This window comes from Lapidilactobacillus achengensis, assembly GCF_003946655.1.
Taxonomy (GTDB): domain Bacteria; phylum Bacillota; class Bacilli; order Lactobacillales; family Lactobacillaceae; genus Lapidilactobacillus; species Lapidilactobacillus achengensis.
The window spans coordinates 237,173-262,100 of sequence record NZ_RHOV01000001.1 but is presented as its reverse complement, the minus strand read 5'-3'; the positions used below and the strand labels follow the sequence as shown (position 1 = coordinate 262,100).

The following is a 24,928-nucleotide window of genomic DNA, read 5'->3' as shown; positions in this document are numbered from 1 at the left end:
TAGTGAAGCCGCCTGGAGTCCGTTATAATGAAAGAGGAGGAATACAGCATGACATTGTTATTAGTGGAAGACAATCCCAACATTGCCTTGGGCTTGACTTATTCGTTTCGACAAAAAGGCTATGACCTACAAACATGCACAACCTTAGCGGCAGCACGGGCTTTTTTGACCCAGACGCGGCCGCGATTGCTGATTTTGGATGTAGCCTTACCAGATGGTGACGGCTTTACCTTTTACCAAGAGGAAGTGGCGGGCACCCAATTACCCACAATTTTCTTAACGGCCCGTGATGATGAAGATGATGTGGTCCATGGGTTGGATCTGGGGGCGGCGGATTACATGACCAAGCCCTTTTCGACCAAGGAGTTGCTGGCGCGGGTCGCTAAATATTTGCGTCCGGAAAATCGGCAGATCGAGGTGGGCGCGTTGGTTTTTGATCAGAGTAAGTTGACGGTGACGGTGGCGGGCCAGCTGGTCAGCTTAACCAGTCTCGAGCTAAAAATCTTGATCTTGTTGCTGGAAAATCTAAATCAGGTCGTGCGGCGGACAACGATTATTGACAAGGTTTGGGAGTGGACTGGCAACGATATTAGTGACAATGCGGTCACCGTATATCTGAAACGAATTCGCGAGAAAGTCGGCGTCGACTTGATCAAAACGGTGAAAGGTCAGGGCTATCGCATCGACCGTGCGCCTCAAGGAGACCGACCGTGATGCAAAATAAAGTGGAATTGAAACGGCTACTGCGCCAGGTTGCTGGGCTGACGGTGGGTGGTTTGATTTTACTGTTTGGCTTGATTTGGTGGCAAGATCATCTTGTTAACGTCCGCGTCAATCAGGCTTTGGCAACGATTATCACCACGGTGGCCACAAAATATCCGCAAGTGACCCAAGGCGAGTTAGTCGCGATTTTGGCGCAACCGCCAACAACCGCGTCAACGAGTCTTCGGGCTTACGGTCTGGATTTCCAAGTCGATCAGGTGATTGGTGGGTTGAACCGGCAGCGTTGGCTTTTTATGGGCTTGGATCTGGGGTTGATTTGTTTATTGGTCGGTGGGGTCTTAGTTATTTTCTTGCGCTATAATCGCCGCAAAGACGCGGACCTGCAACAAATCGTGGCTGACGTGGCAGCGATCAATCGCCGAGAATACCAGCTGAATCTGGCGGATTACAGTGAAGATGAGTTGTCGATCCTGCGCAATGAGTTGCATAAAACTACCATCGTTTTGCGGGAGGCCGCCGCCAATTCACTGCGAGATAAGCGGCTGCTCAAGGACGCGCTTTCCGATATTTCTCATCAGATCAAAACTCCGCTAACTTCGATTTTGGTGATGGTCGATAACATTTTGGATGATCCCGAGATGGCGCCGGCGGTCCGCACCGATTTCCTCCAGCGAATCAAACATGAGACCACCAGCATTAATTTCCTCGTGGCCGCTTTACTTAAATTATCCAAATTTGATGCGGCCACCGTCCAATTTCACCCGCAGATCACCGCGCCGCAAAACATTGTCCAGGATGCTTGTGATCGCGTCAGCGTCTTGGCCGATTTGCGCGGTGTGATCCTAGAATCCACCGGCGTCGGCCAACCAATAATGTGTGATCCCAAGTGGCAGAGCGAAGCACTCAGTAATATTCTCAAAAACTGTATTGAACATTCAGATCCAGCAACGACGATTTCGATTGCGTTGACGAGCAATAAATTATTCACGACGATCACGGTAACCGATCAAGGCGACGGAATCGCGCCGGTCGATCTCCCGCATATTTTTGAACGGTTCTATCGAGCACCGCGGGCAAATGGCCAGCCCGCTGATCAAAATAGTGTCGGGATCGGGCTAGCTTTGGCCAAAGCAATCGTCGAGCATGACCACGGCGTTATCGCGGTTCGTTCTGCTGTTGGTGTCGGTTCGGTCTTTACCTTACGCTATTTCTTTCATTAGCTTGCTGGCCTGGGTCCTGCTTGAGCCTTTTGCTTGATTGCAGGTGTGGGTGGGTGTTGCGCGTGAGCGCAACCGGCTGGGACTGCTGATGCGGACTGGAACGTGGTGGGCATCGTTTGAAGCCAATTCCAAAAGCGGGAATTGTCTTCAAATCGAGCCTTGTCCTAAGCGGCAAAGCCGCCAAGGACAATTTCACCACTGAGCCGCGCAGTCCCAGCCGGTTGCTAGGCAGAATTGAGCTTATCTGCAATCGAAGTCGAAGGACTAGACGAAGTGGTTTTGCAAGTGTGGTGGTCAAACAATTGACCACTTTTGGGGTGGTACGGCAACATCAACGGATTTGGATCAAGAGGTTGGAACACTTTGCGTAGACCGAACATCTCTACCCGTTTCCTTAACAATTCCTGGGTGGCAACCGCCCGATTCAGTTGATTCACCGAGAATTAGCTTTGTTCATCAGACAGACTGCACTGGTATCACCAATTTAAGGCTGGTACCCACTAACCACGGCCGTCAATTGCGTGGATCCCCATCGATTGCCCATAGCTTGCCGGCTGGTGTGAGTGCTCAAGCGGCTGTTATAACGTTGAGCGGCTGGAGCGGAGAAATTCGGGGTGAGATCGCCGTGTCGTTATTCTTAGCGGCTTTGCCGCTTAGAATAAGGCTCAGCTTTGAGATTTTCGGTGCCCTTCCGAAAAGCTCAAAGTGATGCCCACAGCGAGCTCACCCCGAATTTCGCAGCGCAAGCCGCGGCCAACCCACTTTTATCTACGAAGTGCACCACGACCACCACCGCCAAGCGACAACCAAACCCACGTTAAGCTAACTTTTTTGTAAAAAGAATTCGGACTTCTGGCAACATATGGTAGAATGTTATTTAGCAGATGACGGAGGCAAAATGATGACAAAAATCAAATATAAACGAATCGTCTTGAAATTAAGTGGAGAAGCATTAGCCGGTGAAAAGGGCTTTGGCATCCACCCACCAGTGATCAAAAAAATCGCTCAAGAAATCAAGGAAGTCCACGATTTGGGTGTTGAGATCGGGATCGTTGTTGGTGGCGGAAATATTTGGCGCGGTGAAACTGGCGCGGAGATGGGCATGGATCGTGCGCAGGCCGACTCCATGGGCATGTTAGCCACGGTCATGAACGCCTTAGCTTTGCAAGATGGTCTGGAGAATCTAGGCGAAGAAGTGCGGGTGCAAACTGCGATTGAAATGCGCCAAGTTGCTGAGCCCTATATTCGGCGGCGCGCGATCAGAAATCTGGAAAAAGGTCGAATCGTGATTTTTGCTGGTGGCACAGGGAATCCTTATTTCTCAACGGATTCAGCGGCGGCTTTACGCGCGGCGGAAATCGATGCCGATGTGATTTTGATGGCGAAGAATAATGTGGATGGGGTCTACAATGCGGATCCGAATGTTGATCCGAAAGCCGTTAAATTTGACGAGTTAACGCAATTGGATATTATTAATAAAGGCTTGCGGGTCATGGATTCCACGGCCAGCAGTTTATCAATGGACAATGACATTCCTTTTGTTGTTTTCAACATGACTGTGCCGGGCAACATCAAACGGGTCGTTGAAGGCGAAGCGATCGGAACGAAAATCAGTGGAGGTAAGAAATAATGGCGAATCCAATTATTGACAAAGCACAGGAAAATATGAAGAAGTCCCAAGAGTCATTGCAACGTGATCTGCAAAGCATCCGGGCCGGCCGGGCGAATGCTAGCTTGTTGAACCGGATCAACGTGGATTATTATGGCGCGCCGACGCCGTTGAACCAAATGGCGGCGATCAATGTGCCGGAAGCCCGCGTTTTGATGATCAAGCCTTATGATAAGACCTCTCTGAATGACATTGAAAAGGCGATTTTGGCCTCTGATTTGGGCTTGAATCCTGCCAATGATGGCGACGTGATTCGCTTGGTGATCCCACAATTAACAGGGGAACGGCGGCGTGAATTGGCGAAAGAGGTCGGCAAAGACGCTGAAAACGCCAAGATCGCGATTCGTAATGTCCGCCGTGAAGCCTTAGAGGCGCTGCGGAAACAAGAAAAAAATAGCGAAATTTCCGAAGATGATCTTCACGGCTTGGAGAAAGATTTGCAAAAGGTTACCGATGAGGCGGTCAAGGGTGTTGACGCGATCGCTAAATTGAAAGAAGACGAGATCACTGAAGTTTAAGCGGAGGCGATTTGTCCAGGAGGCGAGTGCAGGTGTCTGATATCGAAAAGATCCCGGAACATGTGGCAATCATTATGGATGGCAATGGGCGCTGGGCCAAGGCGCATCATCGTCCGCGCGCTTTCGGTCATAAGGCCGGCATGGATAATGTCAAAACAATCACCAAAGCGGCTAGTCAGATGGGGGTCAAGGTCTTGACCCTCTATGCTTTTTCAACGGAAAATTGGCGGCGACCGACCGATGAAGTCAATTATTTGATGCAGTTGCCGATCGACTTCTTCAACACATTTCTGCCTGAATTAATGGCGGAGAATGTGCAGGTCAAGGTGATGGGCTTTCTCGACCAATTGCCAGAGAAGACACGGCAGGTCACCTATGACGCCAAGGCGCAGACAGCGGCCAATACTGGCATGATCTTGAATTTTGCGTTAAACTATGGCAGTCGTGCCGAAATCACGGTGGCGGTGCAGGAATTGGCGCAAGAAGTTGCGGCCGGCCGCTTGACGCCGGAACAGATCGACGAGCAACAGATCAGTCAGCATTTGATGACCAGCGATCTTGGTCGTTTCGCGGATCCGGATCTGTTGATTCGGACTAGCGGTGAGTTGCGGTTGTCGAATTTCCTCTTGTGGCAGTTAGCTTATAGTGAGTTTTATTTCGTAGACGTTCATTGGCCGGACTTCAGTCAGCAAGACTTGGCCCAGGCAGTGGCCGCCTATCAACAGCGTCAGCGTCGTTACGGCGGTTTGGCTTAGTTTATTGAGATTGTAAAAGACAGGAGTTCATTTGTTATGAAGCAACGGGTTATTACGGCGGTTGTCGCCTTGATTATATTCATTCCAATCATCATTTTAGGTGGCGTTTGGATCGACGTGGCGGCGATCGCGTTGGCCTTGATTGGCTTGTCTGAGATGTTTATTATGCGTAAGCGGATCATCATCTCACCTGATTTCTTTATTTCCGCCTTGGGGATCATCACCTTGGTGTTGCCTGATGGCGCCTTTGTCAATCTGCCGAAGTATTTGTCACGGTTCGATATTTTCGCGATCACGATCGCCTTGCTTTTGATGGTGACTGTGTTGACGAAGAATCGCACCAATATTGATGATATTGGCATCAACACCTTGGCCATTGTTTACATTGGAAATGGCTTCCATTCATTGGTCGCCGTGCGCGGTGTGCATGGCGATGGCTTGGCGATGCTTTGCTTTATCCTGGTGGTGATCTGGTCCACCGATATTGGCGCTTATTCCTTCGGCCGCAAAATTGGCAAGCATAAATTATGGCCAGCAATCAGTCCCAACAAGACTTGGGAAGGTAGTATCGCGGGGACCGTTTGCGCGTTGATCGTGGCGGCGATTTATTTGCAGTTCTTCCCCGTGGGTTATCATAATTTCTGGGGAATGATGATTTTAACCTTGATTTTTTCTATTTTTGGACAGATGGGCGACTTGGTGGAGTCAGCCTACAAGCGGTATTATGGCGTCAAGGACTCGGGTAAGATCTTGCCTGGTCATGGTGGGATCTTAGACCGCTTTGATAGTTTATTATTTGTCCTGCCCATGCTACATTGGTTCGGGATGTTTTAGGCGATTTGAAGATTGATGGGTCCATTGTTGATTACCTAGTGTCAGCGTTCAGAAGCAATCGTTTTTGGCCGCAATGTAAGGGAGTTTGAGATAGTGTTAAAAACGATATTGATTTTCCTGATCATTTTCAGTATTTTGGTCGTCTTCCACGAATTCGGTCACTATTATGTGGCGCGCCGTTCGGGTATTTTGGTGCGGGAATTTTCCATTGGGTTTGGCCCGAAAATGGTCAGTTGGCGCCGGAACCATACGACCTTCACCATTCGTTGGTTGCCGATTGGCGGTTACGTGCGGATGGCAGGCGCTGAAGATGATGATTCGGCGATTGAACCTGGCACCAGCGGCACCGTGCAACTCAATGACGCCGGCGTGGTCACGGTGATCGACATTAGCGAGGAAAGTGGCAACTTGTCAGGGATCCCGCTGCAAATCGGCAAGGCTGATTTGGTAGACGCGTTGACCATCAGCGGTAATGAGAACGCGGATCCCGATCAACCGCGGACTTATCAGGTGGATCATGACGCCTTGATCATTGAAAAAGATGGTACCGAGGTCCAAATTGCCCCGCGCGATGTGCAATTCCAATCAGCAACGGTTGGTCGGCGGATCTTGACGAATTTCGCTGGGCCGTTCAATAATTTCTTGTTGGCGATCGTGGGCTTCATGATCGTGGCTTTCCTGCAAGGTGGGGTCGTCAGTAGCAGTAATGCGATCGGCACCGTGACCAGTGATTCCGTCGCCGCCCAAGCTGGCTTGAAAGCTGGCGACCAGATCACTCAAGTCAATGGTCAAGCGACCGCGAATTGGACCGAATTGGTGACCGCCATCCAGAAGCGCTATGGTCAGCAGACCACGATTACTTATCAGCGGGACAAGGCGACGGCAACCACAACGTTGACACCTAAAACCGTGACGGATCGCAGTAGCAAAACCAAATATGGTCAAATTGGGATCACGAATGCGGTCGATCGCAGTCTGGGCGCGAAATTGAAGTATGGTTTTACCGCGACTTGGGATCTAGCGGGCCGGATCTTGCAGGTGCTGGGGTCGTTCTTCACCGGTGGGTTCAGTCTGAATAAATTGTCTGGTCCAGTGGGCATTTACAACAGTACTGCCCAAGTTGTTAGTGGCGGTTTAGTTAATATTGTTTATTTCTTGGCGATGTTATCGATCAACTTAGGTTTGGTCAATCTGGTTCCGATTCCTGGGCTGGATGGTGGTAAGATCCTGTTGAACTTGATCGAGGCCATTCGCCGCAAACCGATCCCAGTGGAAAAAGAGGGCATCATCACATTGATCGGCGCGGGCTTTTTATTGATTTTAATGGTCGCTGTGACCTGGAATGATATCGTCCGCTATTTCATTAAGTAAAAAAGTTTTTTGGAGGAGTTTTGGCATGAAACAGTCACAAATGTTTATTCCGACGTTGAAGGAAAATCCTGCGGATGCAGAAGCGCGTAGTCATCAGTTGATGTTACGGGCGGGGTATATTCGCCAAACTTCTGCTGGGGTCTATACTTACTTACCTTTGGCGGTGAAAGTCCTGCACAAAATCGAGGCGATCATTCGCCAAGAAATCGAGGAAACTGGCGCGGTCGAGGTCTCAATGCCAGAATTGATTCCCGCGGATCTGTGGCATGAAAGTGGACGTTATGACACTTATGGCGACAATTTGTTCAAGCTGAAGGACCGTCATCAACGTGATTTCGTCTTAGGACCGACCCATGAGGAAACGGTGACTGATCTAGTTCGGAACGAAATTCGTTCTTATAAGAAATTGCCATTGACGCTTTATCAAATCAAGACGAAATTCCGCGATGAAGATCGGCCTCGTTACGGCTTACTTCGCGGTCGCGAATTCGTTATGAAAGACGGCTATTCATTTTCAGCAAACGAAAAGCAGTTGGATGATGTTTTTCACGCCACGGAGAAGGCTTATCGCGCGATCTTTGACCGGGTGGGCTTGAACTATCGGGTCATTATCGGGGATGCCGGCGCCATGGGTGGCAGTGATTCTCGAGAATTCTCCGCCATCGCTGAAATCGGTGAAGATACCATCGTTTATACGGATAATAATGACTACGCGGCGAACTTGGAAATGGCTCGCAACGTAGATAAGTATATCCCGACCCAGGAACCGGAGTTGGCCTTGACGAAGGTGGCGACCCCTGATGCTGGTACGATTGCCGAAGTAGCCGCGTTCCTGCAGATCGACGCCAAGAAATTGATCAAGAGTGTCTTGTTCATGGCGGACGGCCAACCAGTGTTAGCTCTGATTCGGGGCGATTATGACATCAACGATGTTAAATTGAAAAACTTCTTGAAAGCCGATTTCTTAGAGATGGCTTCAGATGATGAGGTCAAACAGTGGCTCCAAGCACCGGTCGGTTCAGTGGGACCAGTTGGAATCGCTGAAGAAATTCGGGTCGTGGCCGATGAAACCGTCACGAAAATGATCAACGCTGTAGTTGGCGCCAATGAGGCTGGCCATCATTTGACCAACGTTAATCCCGGTCGCGACTTCCCGTTAGCACCAGAGAGTGTCACGGATTTGCGCTTTGTGCGTGAAGGGGACACGGCGATGGATGGCACCAGCACCTTGCATTTCACGCGTGGCATCGAAATCGCGCATATCTTCAAGCTGGGCACCCGTTATACGGAGACGTTCCACGCCAATTTCTTAGATGAAAACGGGCGCGAACAACCTTTGATCATGGGCTGCTATGGGATCGGTGTTTCCCGGTTATTGTCTGCAATCGTTGAACAACACTCTGACGAACAGGGGATTGTTTGGCCGCGGGCGGTGGCGCCTTTCGATATTCATTTGATTCCGATCAATTTGAAGAACGCAGAACAGGCGGCCTTGACCAGCGAAATCGAAGAGATCTTGCGCCAAGCGGGTTTGACCTATTTAACGGATGATCGCAAGGAACGCCCTGGCGTGAAGTTTGCGGAATCCGAATTGATTGGTTTGCCGATCCGGATCACGGTGGGCAAGAAGGCCAGTGAAGGTGTGGTCGAGGTTCAATTACGCGAAACCGGTGAGAACGTGGAAGTCAAGAAGGACGATCTGATCAATGTTTTGCAGATCTTCCTGACCCGGTCGGCTTCCTAAACTGTTAGTAATCTGAAAATGAGACGAAGGGGCGGCGGTCAGCTGGGTCACTTGGTCTCATTTTTGTCAGGTGTGAAACTGGGGTCTTAGTGCGCCAATGCTCACGTTAAACTAGGCTAGGGACTGTGGCACTGAGTCAAGCAAGAAAAGGAGAAATCATTTGACGCAAGAAAATTTGATTGGCAAATTATTGGAACAGATCAATTGGCCGGCGGAACAGCAGGATAGCTTCGCGGGCGCGCAACTTACTGAAGTGGTGGTCCATGAGATCTCGGGGCGCTGGACCTTCAAGTTGCAGTTACCCGATATTCTGCCCTTTGCGATTTTCCAACAATTCCAAACGCAACTGCGAACGGCGTTTCAAGATATTGCCCAGGTGGAGTTAGCGGTGACGACGACCGCGCCAGTTGTGACCCAGACGAACTTGGGAGCTTACTGGCAATATGTGATCGGCCAAACCGGGATCGATTCGCCAATGATCACCGAAGTTTGTCAAAACCAATTACCAGAATTACAAGATCAACGCCTGTATCTGCAAGTTGACAACGAAATCGTGAAGAGCTTCATGGAAAAACAAGCCCTAGGGCCAATCCAAACAGCCTATCAACAGGTGGGCTTTCCTTTGTTGCGCTTCCAGATTCAATTAGACGATTCACAGGCCCAAGCCAAAATCGAAGAATTGAAGGCGAAACAGGCTGTGGCCGATCGCGAGTTTGCCCAGCAGGCCGCGCAAAAAGCCGCCCAGCAACAGCAGCGCCAACAAGCGCCAGCGGCTGCTAGTTCCGACGTGCCAGCGGTGATCGGTGGCGGGGTGGAACCCAAGTCACCGCTGATCACCTTAAATCAAATCGAACAAGAAGAACGCAATGTTTATGTCCAAGGGTATGCTTTTGCCAGTGAGATCCGGACCTTTAACTCAGGGCGTTCTTTGTTGACGCTGGAAATCACCGACTATACCGATTCGATCATGATCAAGTGTTTCTCCCGGAAACGCGGGAATGATCTGGCCATTTTCGAACAGTTCAAGAAAGGGGTTTGGGTCCGGGCCCAAGGGAGTGTCCAGAACGACCAATTCACTCATGAGTTGGTGCTGAACGCCAATGAGATGGAAATCTTCCAACATCCAGAACCACAAGAGGCCTACACCGGTGAACAAAAGCGGGTCGAATTACATTTGCACACGAATATGAGTCAAATGGACGCGACCAACAGTATTGGTGATTTCGCGAAACGCGCCAAAGCTTGGGGCCAAACGGCGTTGGCATTGACCGATCATGTCGGCGCTCAATCCTTCCCCGATGCCCATGCGGCCAGTCAAAAATATGGTCTAAAGTTGATGTACGGCGTGGAAATCAATTTAGTTGATGATGGCAATACCGTCGCGTACAACTTGCGAGATGAAGTCGCCGCCGATGCGACCTACGTGATCTTTGACGTGGAAACCACCGGCTTATCGGCGGTTTATGATACGATCATCGAAATCGGCGCGGTTCGAATGCAAAATGGCCAAGTTTTGGAACGCTATGACCGCTTTATTGATCCAGGCCATCCGTTATCGGCGACGACCATCAATTTGACCAACATCACTGATGAAATGGTCCAAGCTGGTGGCTCAGAAGCCGAGGTTATCGGCGAGTTCATGGATTTCATTGGCGACGCGGTGGTTGTTGGTCATAACGTCACTTTTGATATCGGCTTTTTGAACGCGGCTTTGCATCGACTGAAGCGAACCTCGATTCATAATCCGGTGGTGGATACCTTGGAAATGTCGCGGACGCTCCACCCGGAAAACGCCAATCACAAATTGGATACCTTGTCGAAACGTTATAACATCGTGCTGGAACACCATCACCGGGCTGATTCTGACGCTGAAGCCACCGGGTTGTTGTATTTCGCGTTGCTGAAAGAAATGAATCAGCGCTTCGCCACCACCAATCTCAATCAGCTGAATGAGCACATTGGCGACGGGACCGGTTGGCGTATGGCGCGGCCGCATCACGCTGTTTTGATCGCGCAAACTCAGGCGGGATTGAAGAACTTGTTCAAGATCATTTCCGGCGCCATGGTCAATTACTTTTATCGGGTCGCCCGCGTGCCGCGCTCCCTGCTGAACCGATATCGTGAGGGAATCATGGTGGGCTCGGCCTGCGATGCCGGCGAAGTTTTCACCAGCATGATGCAAAAAGGTTACGAAGAAGCGCGGCAAAAGGCGATGTACTACGATTATTTGGAAGTCATGCCTAAAGCCGTTTATCAGCCACTGATTCAGCGGGAACTGATCAATGATGACGCTGCCTTAGAGGATATTCTGAAGAACATTGTCAAATTAGGCGATGATTTGGGTAAATTAGTCGTTGCCACCGGCGATGTTCATTATCTCGATCCTCGCGACGCGATTTATCGTGAGATCCTGATTCGAGCCGATAAAAGTAACCCGCTGAGTCGGCAGCTTTTACCGGATGTGCATTTCCTGTCCACGGCGGAAATGTTGGCGGCGTTTGACTTTCTCGGACCGGAAAAGGCCAAAGAAATCGTCATTACCAATACTAACAAAGTGGCGGATCTCGTTGATGACGGGATCACCCCGGTCAAAGACAAGCTGTACACGCCGAAAATGCCTGGCGCGGAAGATGAAATTCGCAACTTAGCGATGACAAAGGCCCATCAACTGTACGGGGATCCGCTGCCGGAAATCGTTGATGCTCGGGTCAAGAAAGAGTTGAAGTCGATCATCGGCAACGGCTTCTCGGTTATTTACTTGATTTCGCAGAAATTAGTCTTCAAAAGTAACAAAGATGGCTATTTGGTTGGTTCACGGGGTTCGGTGGGATCCAGTTTAGTGGCGACCATGACCGGGATCACCGAGGTCAACCCGTTACCACCCCATTACCGTTGTGCCAAGTGCAAGTACAGCGAATTCTTTACCAAAGGGGAATACGGTTCCGGTTTTGACTTGCCGGATAAAGATTGTCCCAACTGTGGCGCGCCGCTGATCAAGGATGGTCATGATATTCCCTTTGAAACCTTCCTCGGCTTCCGTGGCGACAAGGTTCCCGATATTGATTTGAACTTTTCAGGTGATTATCAGCCGATTGCCCACAACTATACCAAGGTCCTGTTCGGGGAGAAATATGTTTTCCGCGCGGGGACGATCGGGACGGTCGCCGATCGAACCGCCTATGGGTACGTGAAGCACTACGAAGAAGTCAATGATTTGCATTTACGCGGCGCGGAGCTAGATCGCTTGGCGGCTGGTGCGACCGGCGTTAAGCGAACGACTGGGCAACATCCGGCCGGGATCATTGTTGTGCCCAATTACATGGACATTTATGATTTCACTCCGATCCAATTCCCAGCGGACAAAACCGATGCCGCTTGGCGGACGACGCACTTTGATTTCCACTCGATCCACGATAATATTTTGAAATTAGATATTCTGGGCCATGATGACCCCACGATGATCCGGATGTTGCAGGATTTGTCCGGAATCGATCCGGTCACGATTCCTACCGATGATCCTGGGGTTCTATCGCTTTTCTCAGGGACCCAGGCGCTGGGTGTGACTCCAGAACAAATCAATTCCAAAACGGGCACACTTGGCGTTCCTGAATTTGGGACCGCCTTTGTCCGGGGAATGTTGGAAGAAACCCATCCCAGCACGTTTGCGGAATTGCTGCAAATTTCTGGTTTGTCCCACGGGACCGACGTTTGGTTGGGCAACGCCGAGGAATTGATCAATCAAGGTGTGGTTACTTTGAAGGATGTTATCGGCTGTCGGGACAACATCATGATGGACTTGATCCACTGGGGCGTTGACTCGCAGTTAAGCTTCCAGATCATGGAAAGTGTCCGGAAGGGGAAAGGGATGAAGGAGGAATGGCAAGAAACGTTGCGGGAAAACGAGCACGTGCCAGCCTGGTATATTGATTCCTGCCTGAAGATCAAATATATGTTCCCGAAGGCCCACGCTACGGCGTATATTTTGATGGCCCTGCGCATTGCCTACTTCAAGGTTTACTTCCCGATCATTTATTACGCGACGTATTTCTCGGTGCGCGCCGATGATTATGATTTGGTCGCCATGAGCCACGGCAAAGAAGCCGTTAAAGCTCGCATGAAAGAGCTGAATGATGAGATCAACGAGAAGGGCAAGAGTCGCGCCGTTAAACAGGCCAATCTTTTAACGGTGCTGGAACTGGCCAATGAATGTTTGGAGCGCGGCTACGAGATCAAAATGGTTGATATTGAAAAATCCGATTCGGAAAACTTCCTGATCATTGATGAGCGGACGATTTTGGCGCCCTTCAAGGCGATTCCTGGTCTCGGGGGCAACGTCGCGAAGCAGATCGTTGCCGCTCGCGCCGAACGTCCCTTCCTATCGAAAGAAGATTTAGCGACTCGGGGAAAAGTTTCCAAAACATTGATCGATTACCTGAGCGCCAATGGTGTCTTGAATGACTTGCCTGATGAGAACCAACTCTCGCTGTTCTGATTTTCGGTAACGCGCGGCCTACGCTGCGCCTGAGCGCCAAGTTGGGCGGGTGAAACGCGGACAAAAGTAGCTTGCGCTGCGCGTGGCGTTGGTGGATGGCGAGTGTGGTGGGTGGATGGCGAGTGTGGTGGGGCTCCAGGTCGGGCTGGGGGTGGTGGAACGCTGCGGGCACGACTTGAAGCTTTTCGGAAGTGCACCGAAAATCTTCAAGCTCGGCCTTATTGTAGGCGATAAATCGCCAACAATAATATCGCGGCTGACTCACCCCCAGCCCGACCTTCCGCCAGACGAACAAACGAACCACCAACGCCAGAGTGCGGAACACAACGGGTTGACTTTGAACATTAACCTAGCTAGGATTTTGGAGGCTGGTCCTAGCCTCAAGAAACTCAGCGTGGTTAAGCGCAGAAGTCAGGTGTATGGAGCACGTTTCAATGATGTCCACGGCTTGCGCTGCGAAATTCGGGGTGAGCTCGCTGTGGGCGTCACTTTGAGCTTCGCAAAACCCGCGAATCTCAAAGCTGAGCCTTGTCCTAAGCGGCAAAGCCGCCAAGGACAATTTCACGGCGATCTCACCCCGAATTTCTCCGCTCCAGCCGCTCAACGTTTTAACAGCCGTTTGAGCACTCCCACCGACCAGCGAGCTATGGCTAATTGATAGAGCACCACGCAGTTGACGACCGTGATTGGTGGTTACCAGCTTTAAATTGGTGACACCAGCGCTGTCTACTTGATGAACAAACCTAGTTCTCGGTGAATCAACTGAATCGGTCAACTTCCATCCGTGGATTGTTAAGGAGACAAGTAGAAATGTTCAGTCCACACAAAATGTCTCGACCGCTTAATCTAATTCAGTTGGTATTGCCGTACCACCTCAAAATGGGCAATTGTTTGACCTCAATCTTGCCAAATCACTTCGTCAAATCCTTCGCCACGATTACAGATAGGCTCAATTCTGTTCAGCAACCGGCTGGGACTGCGCGGCTCAGTGGTGAAATTGTCCTTGGCGGCTTTGCCGCTTAGGACAAGGCTCGATTTGAAGACAAGCCGCGCACTTTGCGGATTGGCTTCAAACGACGCCCACCACGTTCCAGTCCGCAACAGCAGTCCCAGCCGGTTGCGCTCACGCGCAACACCCACCCACACCTGCAATCAAGTGTAAGTTTAAGATAAGATTCAAGCACTCCAATGATTTCAAACAACACCCAGCGCAACAAATCCTTGAGTCATTCACATGAAGCTATTAACCATCAGGTGAATCTACCCAACAGAATGCTTGTTGTTGCAAGCGTTCTGTGTTATACTATTGTCATGAATTGGTTCGAGTGAGCAGAAATGCTCACTCTTTTTATTGACCGATTTCCGAAAGGAGGTTAAGTTTTGAGTTCAGTCATCGAAACCGTTCGCACGCTCGTTATGCCGATCCTCAACGCTAACCATTTTCAATTAGTCGATCTAGAATACCAAAAGGAAGGTAAAAGCTGGTATCTCCGGCTTTATATTGACAAACCTGGTGGTATTGATATTGAAGAATGCGCGCTCGTCAGTGAGTTAGTCAGTGAAAAATTAGATGGAATGGATCCTGATCCGATTCCCCAAGCTTATTTCTTAGAGGTGTCTTCGCCTGGTGCGGAGCGGCCATTGAAGAATGAGCGTGATTATCAGAACGCCGTTGATCAATATATTCATGTTTCTTTGTATCAAGCTATCAACAAGGCCAAAGTTTACGAAGGTTATTTGCGTGAGCTAAGTGACACGGAATTAACGCTTGAGTACAAGGACCGTGGCCGGCAAAAGTCTGTGGTCATTTCACGGGAAAACATTGCGCAAGCACGTTTGGCAATCGAATTTTAGACGGAGAAGGGAAGACATCATGAACGATGAGATGTTAGGTGCTTTAGACGCACTGGAAAAAGAAAAGGGCATCAAAAAAGAAGTCGTTATTGAAGCGATTCAGGCGGCCTTGGTTTCTGCTTACAAGCGGAATTATGGCCAAGCGCAAAATGTAGAAGTTGATTTTGATAACAACAGTGGTAATATCCATGTTTATGCCGTGAAAAAAGTTGTTGAAGAAGTCGCGGATGATCGTCTGGAAATCAGTTTGGACGACGCGTTGAAGATCAACCGGGCTTATGAAGTCGGGGATGAGATCAAGCGCGAAGTCACGCCGAAGAATTTCGGGCGGATCTCAGCGCAAACAGCCAAGCAGGTCATTATGCAACGGTTGCGTGAAGCGGAGCGTTCCCAGATTTATAATGAATATACTCAATATGAGCATGAAATCATTCAAGGAACGGTTTTGCGGCGGGACAATAAGTTCATTTACGTGGATCTTGGTGATATCGAAGCCGTGATGGGCAAACAAGATCAGATTCCGAATGAGGATTATCAAGTTCACGATCGGATCAAAGTTTTTGTCAGCAAGGTTGAGAATACGACCAAGGGGCCGCAAGTTTTCGTTTCGCGGACGAACCCAGAATTGGTCAAGCGGTTATTCGAGCAGGAAATTCCTGAAGTTTATGATGGCACGGTGGAAATCGTTTCGATCGCCCGAGAAGCAGGCGACCGCTCGAAAGTTGCGGTTCGTTCGACCAACCCTAATGTGGACCCGGTCGGCACTTGTGTCGGTCCTAAAGGTCAGCGGGTGCAAACGATCGTCAACGAACTTCACGGCGAAAACATGGACATTGTTAAATGGGAAGAAGATCCTTCCGATTACATTGCCAATGCCCTTAATCCAGCTGAAGTGATCGCGGTTCAATTCGATGAAGCCAAGCGGGAATGTATGGTGATCGTTCCTGATTATCAACTCTCCTTGGCGATTGGTAAGCGGGGGCAAAACGCCCGTTTAGCGGCGAAGTTGACCGGGTATAAGATCGATATCAAACCAGAATCCGAAGTTGAATTCGTTGACGATGATGGTGATGATGTGGACGCGCCAACTGATGCGCCAGCGTCGACCGAACCGGCCACTGACTCTGATCAAGCGGACTCAGAAGCATAATTGGTGAAGTTATGAAGAAAAGAAAGATCCCAATGCGGAAAGATGTTTTAACGAATGAGATGCAACCTAAGAAAAGTTTAGTGCGGATCGTTCGCAGTAGTGAAGGCGAAATCAGTCTTGACCCAACTGGCAAGAAGCCGGGCCGGGGAGCGTATGTTTCCTTGGACCCCGCCGCTGTTCAGCAGGCGAAGGCTAAGAAAACCTTGGATAAAGTTTTTGGCCAGCCGATCCCACCGGCTTTCTATGATGATTTGTTTGCCTATGTGGATCATCAAAAAGCCCGTCAAGAATTATTCGGAGCCCAAGAATGAGTGCACAAAGTGAACAGCAAACGAAGACCTTGAACTTGTTAGGTTTAGCGCGGCGGGCACAGCAGTTAGTCATGGGTGAAGCATTAGTGGTAGAAGCGGCGCGTCATGGCCAGCTTCAACTGATTTTTGTCGCCAGTGATTTGGGACCAAATACAATGAAACGAATCAAGAATAAAGCAAATTTCTATCAGATTCCCATGATCGAAGTTTTCTCTGCAACGCAACTCACACATGCGATCGGCGCGTCACGTAAAGTGATCGGTGTTAAAGACGCCGGCTTCGCCAAAGGAATGGTGAGCTTGATGCAGTAATTAAGGAGTGTGAAATATGGGGAAGAAACGAGTTTACGAATTAGCGAAGGAATTAAATGTCGCCAGCAAAGATGTGATCAGTGAAGCCAAAACCATCGGCCTCGATCTCAAAAACCATATGTCAACTTTGGATGACCAGCAAGCCCAACAATTGAGCCAAAAGTTAGGTCACCAAAAGTCAGTTAGCCCAGCGGCAGCGTCTGCTAAAGCGTTGGCTAAAGCACGGATCACGGCAGCGGGTTCCGACGCGCCAGCGCTTAAGCCGGCACAGCCAACCCCGGATAAACCGCAAGCGAGCGCGCCAAAACCGGCCGGCAAACCAGCGACGTCTGAAGCCAAGCCAAGCACGACCGCCAATGAGGCTAAGGGTCAAGCTAAGAACGATGGTAAAACCAAGATCAAGATCACCGCGATCCGCCGCAATCGCTCCACTAACACGAATCACGGGCAAAACGCTGAGCAGCGGCCAGCGAACCGCGGCCAGAATGGTCAACGAAATCAACGCCAGAATGGCACAAATGGGGATCGCATGAATAACCGCAATAACGGCACGAGCAATTCTAACAACAATCGCAATCGTAATAACAATAATGGCAGTAATAACGGCGGCAACAACCGTTTTAACAACAATCGTCCGGCTCAATCCGAGCGGAACGCGGCGGGAAGCAATAATCAACGTCGCAATAACGGTCAGGGCCAGAACCGCAATAATCAAAATCGCGGTAACGCTAGCAGTCCACGGCCAGCGGCGAATGCTGGGCTGCGGCACTTGCAACAGTACAAGGAGCAAGCGGCGCAAACACAAGCTTCGATCCAGCAGGAACGGGCCGACGAACAACGCCGTGCTGAAAAGCAACGGCGCGATCAAAAGGCCAAAGCTAAGCAGGCGCAGGAAGCTCAAGTTAAACAGCAAGCCCAAGCGCGCGCTGAAGCGGCCGCTGAGAAGAAGGTTGCGGCAACCAAGCCAACGCCAACCACAGAAGTGAAAGAATCAGCGCAAAGCACAGCTAAGAAGCGTCCTGAGAAGGTGTTCACCCATAACGCGGCGCCAAGACGTGAAGGTGGCTTCAACGCTAACGATCGGGAAGGCTACAAGCCAAATCCACGGAAGCGGAATAAACGAAAGCAACGGGCACAACAACGTCATCAAGTTGCTAAAGTGATGCCGCAACGGAAAGATCGGCCATTGCCAGAAGTGCTGGTTTATACCGATGGCATGAACGCCCAAGATTTGGGTAAGCTTTTGCACCGGGAACCAGCGGAAATCGTTAAGAAGCTCTTTATGCTGGGCGTGATGACCAACCAGAACCAATCTCTTGATGGTGATACGATCGAGTTATTGGCGACGGATTATGGCATCGAGGCGCAGAAGAAGGTCGAAGAAGATCTTTCTGATATTGAGAAGATCGTCAAAGAAGAAGTTGCAAATACTGATTATCAAGCACCGCGGCCACCAGTGGTCACCATCATGGGTCACGTTGACCATGGTAAAACAACCTTGCTGGATCGTCTGCGGCACACCCACGTGACTGCTGGCGAAGCTGGCGGGATCACCCAGCATATTGGGGCTTACCAAGTTAAGCTGAATGACCGTTTGATCACGTTCTTGGATACGCCAGGACACGCGGCCTTCACGAATATGCGGGCGCGGGGCGCTGATGTGACGGATATCGTTGTTTTGGTCGTGGCGGCTGACGATGGTGTCATGCCGCAAACGATCGAAGCAATCAATCATGCCAAGGCAGCGCACGATCCGATCATCGTGGCGGTCAACAAGATCGATAAGCCAGGCGCGAATCCGAACCACGTGATGGAACAATTGACGGAATATGAATTGATTCCTGAATCATGGGGCGGCGACACGATTTTCGTAGAGATCTCCGCGAAAAACGGCACCAATATCGACGAGCTGTTGGAAATGATCTTGCTGGAAGCCGATATTTTGGAATTGAAGGCCAATCCTAAACAACGGGCAGTCGGCACTGTTCTGGAAGCACGTTTGGACAAGGGTAAAGGCCCAGTCGCTTCATTATTGATCCAACAAGGGACCATGAATGTCGGCGATCCAATCGTCGTTGGTAACACCTTTGGTCGGGTCCGGGTCATGACCAATGACCACGGTCGGCGGGTCAAGACGGCCTTGCCATCAGAACCAGTGGAAATCACTGGGCTGAATGACGTTCCTGACGCAGCTGATCACTTCGCCGTCTTCGAAGACGAGAAGACAGCGCGGTCAGCCGGTGAAGAACGGGCTAAACGCGCGCAATTGGCAGAACGGAACAAGGCGCATCGCGTGACCTTGGATAACCTCTTTGAAACGATGAAGGAGGGCGAACTCAAGGAAGTCAACGTGATCATCAAGGCCGACGTTCAAGGTTCGGCCGAAGCGTTAGCTGGTAGTTTGCAGAAAATCGATGTTGAAGGTGTTCGGGTCAATATCATTCATCAAGCCGTTGGCGCGATCAATGAAAGTGACGTTACCCTAGCGTCCGCAAGTAACGCAATCATTATTGGCTTCAACGTGCGGCCAACACCGCAAGCCAAGTCTCAAGCTGAAAGTGAAGACGTGGAAATTCGTCTACACAACGTCATTTATCGGGCGATCGATGAAATCGAAGCGGCGATGAAGGGGATGCTGGAACCTGTTTATGAGGAACAAGTTACTGGTGATTTGACGATCCGCGAAACCTACAAGGTCACCAAGTTAGGCACGATCGCTGGTTGTATCGTGAATAACGGCCTGATCCAACGGAATTCAGGCGTGCGCTTGATCCGCAATGGCATCGTGATCTATGAAGGCAAGTTGGCGTCATTGAAGCGTTTCAAAGATGACGTTAAAGAAGTCCGTCAAGGCTTCGAATGTGGCGTGATGATCGAGAATTACAACGATCTTAAAGTCGATGATCAGATCGAAGCTTACGTCATGAAAGAAGTTCCCGCAAAATAATTTAAATAACCGACCGCAAACAACTCAAGAGTGCGAGCTGACCTGGGTAGCTTCTGAACATTAGCCTAGCAAGGATTTTGGAAGCCGAACTTTGCTTCCAGAAGCATTGCGTAGCTAAGCGGAAGAAGCTAGGTCGGCGAGCACGTTTCAAAAAAGGAGACCATGGATGAAACATCGTATTGGTCGTGTTGAACAGGAGATCCAACGAGAAGTCAATGACATCTTGTTGAAACGTGTCCGTGATCCGCGGGTCGATGGGGTGACCATCACCGGCGTTGAACTGACCGGCGACCTGCAACACGCAAAAATCTTTTATAGTATTCTCTCTAACAAAGCCAGTGATGTTGAGAAGGCTCAAGCCGGTTTGGATAAGGCAACTGGTTTAGTTCGTAAAGAACTAGGCGGACGTTTGTCTTTATACAAAACTCCGGATTTGACTTTCGTTCAAGATGAATCTGTTCGTTACGGCGAACGGATCGATCAATTGATCCGACAACTGGACGCCGAGAAAAAAGATCAGGATTAAAACCTGAAACGCCAACCCACTTCTAAGCAGAAGTGGGTTTTTTTTGAACGCGTTTTCTGACGTAATCTCTTTCGCCCAACTACGCAGGGGTTCCTGGAGACCAACCCATATCTCAATCTACTTTCAAAACGCCTGCTCGGTTATTGGTTCGGAAGTTACTCAGGTGGGCGCCAACTCTTTTTTTCAACAGTGGTTGATGGCGGCCATAATGTTGTTGCCAGTTGGCTTTCAAGAAAAACCGCAAATAAGTATCCACAACAACAACGGGTTTTTCTGTTATAATAAATGCATTGTTTTCTAAGTCAGGTTATGAGGAGAATTGGAATGGACGGCGTGATCCCATTGTACAAACCGCGGGGGATGACCAGCGCGGACTGTGTTTATAAGTTAAGAAAGATCTTACATGAGCGACGTATTGGCCACACCGGCACTTTAGATCCGGATGTGGACGGCGTTTTGCCAATTTGTGTGGGGCAGGCCACAAAACTGGTCAATCGTCTGCTAGCCGGCGGGAAGGTTTATCAAGGTGAGATCACTCTGGGCTTTGCGACCACCACCGAGGATCTTAGCGGCGACGAGGTTGAACGGGTCTTTCTGACGCAGGCGCCGACAGAAGCTGAGGTGGATGCGGCCTTGACGAAACTGACTGGCGATGTGGCGCAGATCCCCCCGATGTTTTCGGCGGTCAAGGTCAACGGGCGCCGACTTTACGAGTACGCTCGCGCTGGCGAAACGGTGGAACGGCCGGTGCGGCAGATCCACGTTTTTAGCTTCCAGCGGACGGCGCCCCTTGATTATGACGCTACTGCTGGGGTGGTTCGCTTTCCTTTCACGGTCAGTTGCTCCAAGGGGACTTATGTGCGGACTCTGGCCACTGATTGTGGTCAGTTATTAGGGGTGCCTGCGGTGATGTCGTCGTTGCAGCGGCTGGAAAGCGGCGGCATCACTTTGGCGGAAACTGTGACCTTGGCGCAGGTCGCAACGGCGATGGCGCAAGCTGAACTGAGCACGGTTTTGCGCCCGATCGAAACAGTATTGGCGGCCTTGCCGGCGGTGCGGCTGGACGCGACCCAATGGCAACTGGTCAAAAACGGCGGCGCGATCACCTTGGCAAGCTCGGCGCCGGAAGTGACGCTGTTCTACGAAGATAAAATCAAGGCGATCTATCGTTATCAGCCAAGTCGGTTAGGTAATTACAGCGCCGAAACCATGCTATTGGCCAATCAGTAGGGCGGTTTTTCAAATATTTTTACTTCAAAATTTTCGAGTTTAATATTCGATTTCAAAGATTCCGAGTTTAAGCGTTTCTACTTTCAAATACTACCATTTTAAATAGCACAATTTCGTACTTTACACCGGTTGATTTCAAACTTATCTCAGGCTCGTTTTAGCTATTTCAAAGCATTATTTTAGAATTTTCAAAGCGTTGTGGCACTGTTCAAGGAAGAGGGAACAATTGTGGAAGTCATTCATTTAAGCTATCCATTTCAGGCAACAAAAATCGATCTGCGCCCTAAAGTCATGGCCCTAGGGTTCTTTGACGGGGTCCATCGCGGCCATCAAGCGGTGATCAAGACTGCGTTAGCGGCGGGACAGGCGGCGGGGTTGCCGGTAGCGGTGATGACTTTTGATAAGTATCCGGGGATCGTTTTTCAGAAAGTCGATGCGGCGGACTTCACGTATTTGTCGACCTTGGAGCGTAAAATCGAATTGATGGCGGGGCTGGGCGTCGATTATTTATATGTGGTCGATTTCACCTCACAAGTGGGTCATTTGACGCCCCAGGATTTCGTCGATCAATTCCTCGTTGGCTTAGGCGTGCATGTGGCGGTGGCCGGCTTTGACTATACCTATGGGCCGAAAACCATCGCCGACATGGCTCATTTGCCGGCTTATGCCAAAGACCGTTTCGAAATCATTGAAGTGCCGCAACAGCAATTGTTGGCGCATAAAATCTCATCAAGCGCCATTCGGGACGCGCTGGCTAGTGGTCAGGTTGAGACTGCGAATCATTTGCTGGGTTATGTGTATCAAACCTCAGGTATCGTGGTCCATGGTGAAGCGCGGGGTCGGACCTTGGGCTACCCAACGGCCAATATTCGCACGACTCACGGTGAGCGTTTGCCCGGTGTGGGGATCTATACCACCGAAATCTTGGTTCAGGGGCGTTGGTACCCGTCGATGACCTCGATTGGCCGCAATGTCACGTTTGGCGCTGACCATCCGCTGACCGTGGAATGTAATATTTTTGATTTTGATCAGGATATTTATGGCGAGACGGTCAAATTGCGCTGGCATCACTACTTACGAGGTGAGGTCAAATTTACCGGCGCGGCTGGGTTAGTCGCCCAGTTGCAAAAAGATGCCCAGCAGAGTCGCGCTTTTTTAGCCGCTCCGAAGGGTTAACACGCCGAAGGGTTAAAAAGCTCGTTAAAACCCGCGCGGCAGTTATTTTCAAAGTATCCGAATAGGAGGAGCGCACATGGTAGCACAGGTTAGTCGCCAACAGGCCGCTGTCTATATTCACATTCCTTTTTGTGATCATATTTGTTACTATTGCAATTTCAACAAGGTGCTGATCAATGGGCAACCCGTTCATGATTATTTGGTGGCGTTGCTGGCTGAGATCCGGTTGACCTTGGCCCAGCATCCCGATGTGACCATCGGCACCATTTATTTCGGCGGCGGCACCCCTAGCGCCTTACCTGCGGCGGAGCTGGATTTCCTCTTGACCGGTGTTCAGGAATTATTGCCATTTCGCGGTCAAGAGGTGACCTTTGAGGCCAATCCCAATGACCTGCTTGATGGTGACAAACTGGCGATACTCCAGGCGCACGGTGTCAATCGGCTCAGCATCGGGGTCCAATCTTTCAACGACACCGTTTTGAAGAAAATTGGCCGGACCCATACGGCGCGCCAGGCGGTCCAAGCGGTGGAACAGGCCCAACAAGCCGGTTTTGACAACATTTCCATTGACCTGATCTATCGCTTGCCAGGCCAAGATCTGGTTGATTTTCAACGCAGTTTGCGTCAAGCCTTGGCGCTGGAAATTCCTCACTACGCGACTTATTCGCTGATTTTGGAACGCAAAACCGTTTTCTACAATTTGATGCGCCGGGGCAAATTACAGCTACCTAGTCAAGATATGGAAGCGGATATGTACCAACTGGCGATGGACACGTTGAACGCCCATGGCATCGAACAGTACGAGATCAGCAACTTTGCGCGACCGGGTTTTCAATCGCAACATAACTTGGTCTATTGGCATAACGAGTATTATTTCGGCTTTGGCGCCGGTGCATCGGGTTACTTGGGGCAAACTCGGTATCAGAATTTCGGCCCGATCCAGCAATACTTGCAGCCCTTGGCCCAGGAACAATTACCGATCCTAACGTCGGAGCAGATCACCACCAATCAACAAATCGAGGAGCAACTTTTCCTAGGGTTACGGCTCAACGCTGGAGTGGAAAAGGCGCGTTTTCAGGAACGTTTCGGCCGTTCGATCTTGGCGGTTTATCCGCAGGTGATCCCTCGGTTGATCCAGCAGGGGTTGCTGGTTGATCTGGGTCCTGCTTATGCGCTGACCGAGCGCGGTCGGTTTGTTGGCAATGATGTTTTCGCTGATTTTATGTTGGTTTGATTTGCAGTGATGGTTTAATTTTGAAAAGTGGCGGTCACGCCGCTTTTTTTGCTGATTGCAGGTGTGGGTGGGTGTTGCGCGTGAGCGCAACCGGCTGGGACTGCTGATGCGGACTGGAACGTGGTGGGCGTCGTTTGAAGCCAATCCGCAAAGTGCGCGGCTTGTCTTCAAATCGAGCCTTGTCCTAAGCGGCAAAGCCGCCAAGGACAATTTCACCACTGAGCCGCGCAGTCCCAGCCGGTTGCTAGGCAGCATTGAGCTTATCTGCAATCAAAGTTGGGTATCTGACGAAGTGGTTTTGCGAGCTAGAGGTCAAACAATTGCTTTCTTTGGGGTGGTACGGTAATGCCAACTGATTTGGATTAGTAGGTCGGTACATTTCGGATAGTGCCGCCAACTTTATCTCACTTATTTAAACGGATTTTGGTTGGAAACCGACCAATCCAGCTGATTTATCAAGAACTTGCTTTAGTTCATCAGACAGACTGTACTGGTGTCACCAATATGAAGCTGGTAACCACTAACCACGGTCGTCATTTGCGTGGTTCTCCATCAATTGGCCATATCTTGCCGGATGGCGTGAGTGCTCAAACGGCTGCTATAACGTTGAGCGGCTGGAGCGGAGAAATTCGGGGTGAGATCGCCGTGAAATTGTCCTTGGCGGCTTTGCCGCTTAGGACAAGGCCTGATTTTGAGACAAGCCGCGTACTTTGCGGATTGGCTCAAAACAGCGCCCACAGCGAGCTCACCCCGAATTTCGCAGCGCAAGCCGCGGCCAAACTACTTTATCTGGTCCGAGTCCCATCGATAATCAGGTCGGAGAAGCTCATCGGTCCCCGGTCTGATTTCGCGTTTTTTTAAAG

24 protein-coding genes are annotated in these 24,928 nt (G+C 50.3%); 22 read left to right on the top strand and 2 right to left on the bottom strand.

The window, feature by feature from the left end; genetic code table 11:
- The first annotated feature begins 48 nt into the window (after nucleotides 1-48).
- From EKM94_RS01185 to EKM94_RS01135, 11 genes are all read left to right on the top strand, one after another.
- Entirely contained in the window at nucleotides 49-714 is a 666-nt protein-coding gene (locus EKM94_RS01185; RefSeq protein WP_125596242.1) for a response regulator transcription factor, read from the top strand.
- A complete protein-coding gene (locus EKM94_RS01180) occupies nucleotides 714-1,943 on the top strand; it encodes a sensor histidine kinase (protein WP_125596239.1) in 1,230 nt (409 codons plus the stop codon). Before EKM94_RS01185 ends, EKM94_RS01180 begins: the two co-directional genes overlap by 1 nt.
- Before the next feature lie 116 nt (nucleotides 1,944-2,059).
- Nucleotides 2,060-2,314: a hypothetical protein gene (locus tag EKM94_RS01175; RefSeq protein ID WP_125596236.1), complete on the top strand. Its 255-nt coding sequence runs from the start codon at nucleotides 2,060-2,062 to the stop codon at nucleotides 2,312-2,314.
- 146 nt (nucleotides 2,315-2,460) lie between these two features.
- Nucleotides 2,461-2,652, top strand: coding sequence for a hypothetical protein (locus EKM94_RS01170; protein ID WP_125596234.1), 192 nt, complete (start codon nucleotides 2,461-2,463; stop codon nucleotides 2,650-2,652).
- 192 nt (nucleotides 2,653-2,844) lie between these two features.
- On the top strand, nucleotides 2,845-3,573 hold the full coding sequence (gene pyrH, locus EKM94_RS01165; RefSeq protein ID WP_125596231.1) for a UMP kinase: 729 nt from the start codon (nucleotides 2,845-2,847) through the stop codon (nucleotides 3,571-3,573).
- Nucleotides 3,573-4,130 carry a ribosome recycling factor gene (frr, locus tag EKM94_RS01160; RefSeq protein WP_125596228.1) on the top strand — a complete coding sequence of 186 codons (558 nt, stop codon included), beginning with the start codon at nucleotides 3,573-3,575 and terminating at the stop codon, nucleotides 4,128-4,130. Before pyrH ends, frr begins: the two co-directional genes overlap by 1 nt.
- 74 nt (nucleotides 4,131-4,204) lie before the next feature.
- The gene (locus EKM94_RS12585) at nucleotides 4,205-4,885 is read left to right on the top strand and encodes an isoprenyl transferase (RefSeq protein WP_125596394.1); all 681 of its coding nucleotides are present in this window, start codon (nucleotides 4,205-4,207) and stop codon (nucleotides 4,883-4,885) included.
- 36 nt (nucleotides 4,886-4,921) lie between these two features.
- Complete coding sequence (locus tag EKM94_RS12580) at nucleotides 4,922-5,719, top strand: phosphatidate cytidylyltransferase (RefSeq protein ID WP_125596225.1); 798 nt, start codon at nucleotides 4,922-4,924, stop codon at nucleotides 5,717-5,719.
- A gap of 93 nt (nucleotides 5,720-5,812) precedes the next feature.
- Nucleotides 5,813-7,090: an RIP metalloprotease RseP gene (rseP, locus tag EKM94_RS01145; protein ID WP_125596221.1), complete on the top strand. Its 1,278-nt coding sequence runs from the start codon at nucleotides 5,813-5,815 to the stop codon at nucleotides 7,088-7,090.
- Between the two features lie 25 nt (nucleotides 7,091-7,115).
- The gene (locus EKM94_RS01140; protein WP_125596218.1) at nucleotides 7,116-8,834 is read left to right on the top strand and encodes a proline--tRNA ligase; all 1,719 of its coding nucleotides are present in this window, start codon (nucleotides 7,116-7,118) and stop codon (nucleotides 8,832-8,834) included.
- 160 nt (nucleotides 8,835-8,994) lie between these two features.
- Nucleotides 8,995-13,326, top strand: a complete 4,332-nt coding sequence (locus EKM94_RS01135) for a PolC-type DNA polymerase III (RefSeq protein ID WP_225422119.1) — start codon at nucleotides 8,995-8,997, stop codon at nucleotides 13,324-13,326.
- A 349-nt stretch (nucleotides 13,327-13,675) separates the two neighbouring features.
- Here the strand turns inward: EKM94_RS01135 and EKM94_RS01130 are convergent, their stop codons facing one another.
- Both EKM94_RS01130 and EKM94_RS01125 read right to left on the bottom strand, forming a co-directional pair.
- Entirely contained in the window at nucleotides 13,676-14,101 is a 426-nt protein-coding gene (locus EKM94_RS01130) for a hypothetical protein (RefSeq protein ID WP_125596215.1), read from the bottom strand.
- Nucleotides 14,102-14,223: 122 nt separating this feature from the next.
- Complete coding sequence (locus tag EKM94_RS01125; protein ID WP_125596212.1) at nucleotides 14,224-14,466, bottom strand: hypothetical protein; 243 nt, start codon at nucleotides 14,464-14,466, stop codon at nucleotides 14,224-14,226.
- A gap of 240 nt (nucleotides 14,467-14,706) precedes the next feature.
- Here EKM94_RS01125 and rimP point away from each other — a divergent pair, with 240 nt between their 5' ends.
- The 11 genes from rimP to EKM94_RS01070 all read left to right on the top strand — a co-directional run bounded on the left by rimP (nucleotide 14,707) and on the right by EKM94_RS01070 (nucleotide 24,926).
- Nucleotides 14,707-15,180 (top strand): ribosome maturation factor RimP, encoded by a 474-nt coding sequence (gene rimP, locus EKM94_RS01120; RefSeq protein WP_125596209.1) that lies wholly within the window; start codon nucleotides 14,707-14,709, stop codon nucleotides 15,178-15,180.
- A gap of 19 nt (nucleotides 15,181-15,199) precedes the next feature.
- Nucleotides 15,200-16,330 (top strand): transcription termination factor NusA, encoded by a 1,131-nt coding sequence (gene nusA, locus EKM94_RS01115; protein ID WP_125596206.1) that lies wholly within the window; start codon nucleotides 15,200-15,202, stop codon nucleotides 16,328-16,330.
- Between the two features lie 11 nt (nucleotides 16,331-16,341).
- Complete coding sequence (rnpM, locus tag EKM94_RS01110) at nucleotides 16,342-16,641, top strand: RNase P modulator RnpM (protein WP_125596203.1); 300 nt, start codon at nucleotides 16,342-16,344, stop codon at nucleotides 16,639-16,641.
- The gene (locus EKM94_RS01105) at nucleotides 16,638-16,952 is read left to right on the top strand and encodes a YlxQ-related RNA-binding protein (RefSeq protein ID WP_125596200.1); all 315 of its coding nucleotides are present in this window, start codon (nucleotides 16,638-16,640) and stop codon (nucleotides 16,950-16,952) included. The genes rnpM and EKM94_RS01105 overlap by 4 nt, the downstream gene beginning before the upstream one ends.
- A 16-nt stretch (nucleotides 16,953-16,968) precedes the next feature.
- Entirely contained in the window at nucleotides 16,969-19,899 is a 2,931-nt protein-coding gene (infB, locus tag EKM94_RS01100; protein ID WP_125596198.1) for a translation initiation factor IF-2, read from the top strand.
- Nucleotides 19,900-20,065: 166 nt separating this feature from the next.
- Nucleotides 20,066-20,425: a 30S ribosome-binding factor RbfA gene (gene rbfA / locus EKM94_RS01095; protein WP_125596195.1), complete on the top strand. Its 360-nt coding sequence runs from the start codon at nucleotides 20,066-20,068 to the stop codon at nucleotides 20,423-20,425.
- A 324-nt stretch (nucleotides 20,426-20,749) separates the two neighbouring features.
- Entirely contained in the window at nucleotides 20,750-21,655 is a 906-nt protein-coding gene (gene truB / locus EKM94_RS01090) for a tRNA pseudouridine(55) synthase TruB (RefSeq protein ID WP_125596192.1), read from the top strand.
- Between the two features lie 228 nt (nucleotides 21,656-21,883).
- Nucleotides 21,884-22,831: a riboflavin biosynthesis protein RibF gene (ribF, locus tag EKM94_RS01085; RefSeq protein ID WP_125596189.1), complete on the top strand. Its 948-nt coding sequence runs from the start codon at nucleotides 21,884-21,886 to the stop codon at nucleotides 22,829-22,831.
- A gap of 76 nt (nucleotides 22,832-22,907) precedes the next feature.
- Nucleotides 22,908-24,065 carry a radical SAM family heme chaperone HemW gene (gene hemW / locus EKM94_RS01080; RefSeq protein ID WP_125596186.1) on the top strand — a complete coding sequence of 386 codons (1,158 nt, stop codon included), beginning with the start codon at nucleotides 22,908-22,910 and terminating at the stop codon, nucleotides 24,063-24,065.
- Between the two features lie 67 nt (nucleotides 24,066-24,132).
- Nucleotides 24,133-24,411: a hypothetical protein gene (locus EKM94_RS01075; protein ID WP_125596183.1), complete on the top strand. Its 279-nt coding sequence runs from the start codon at nucleotides 24,133-24,135 to the stop codon at nucleotides 24,409-24,411.
- Between the two features lie 77 nt (nucleotides 24,412-24,488).
- Entirely contained in the window at nucleotides 24,489-24,926 is a 438-nt protein-coding gene (locus tag EKM94_RS01070; protein WP_125596180.1) for a hypothetical protein, read from the top strand.
- Nucleotides 24,927-24,928: the final 2 nt, after the last annotated feature.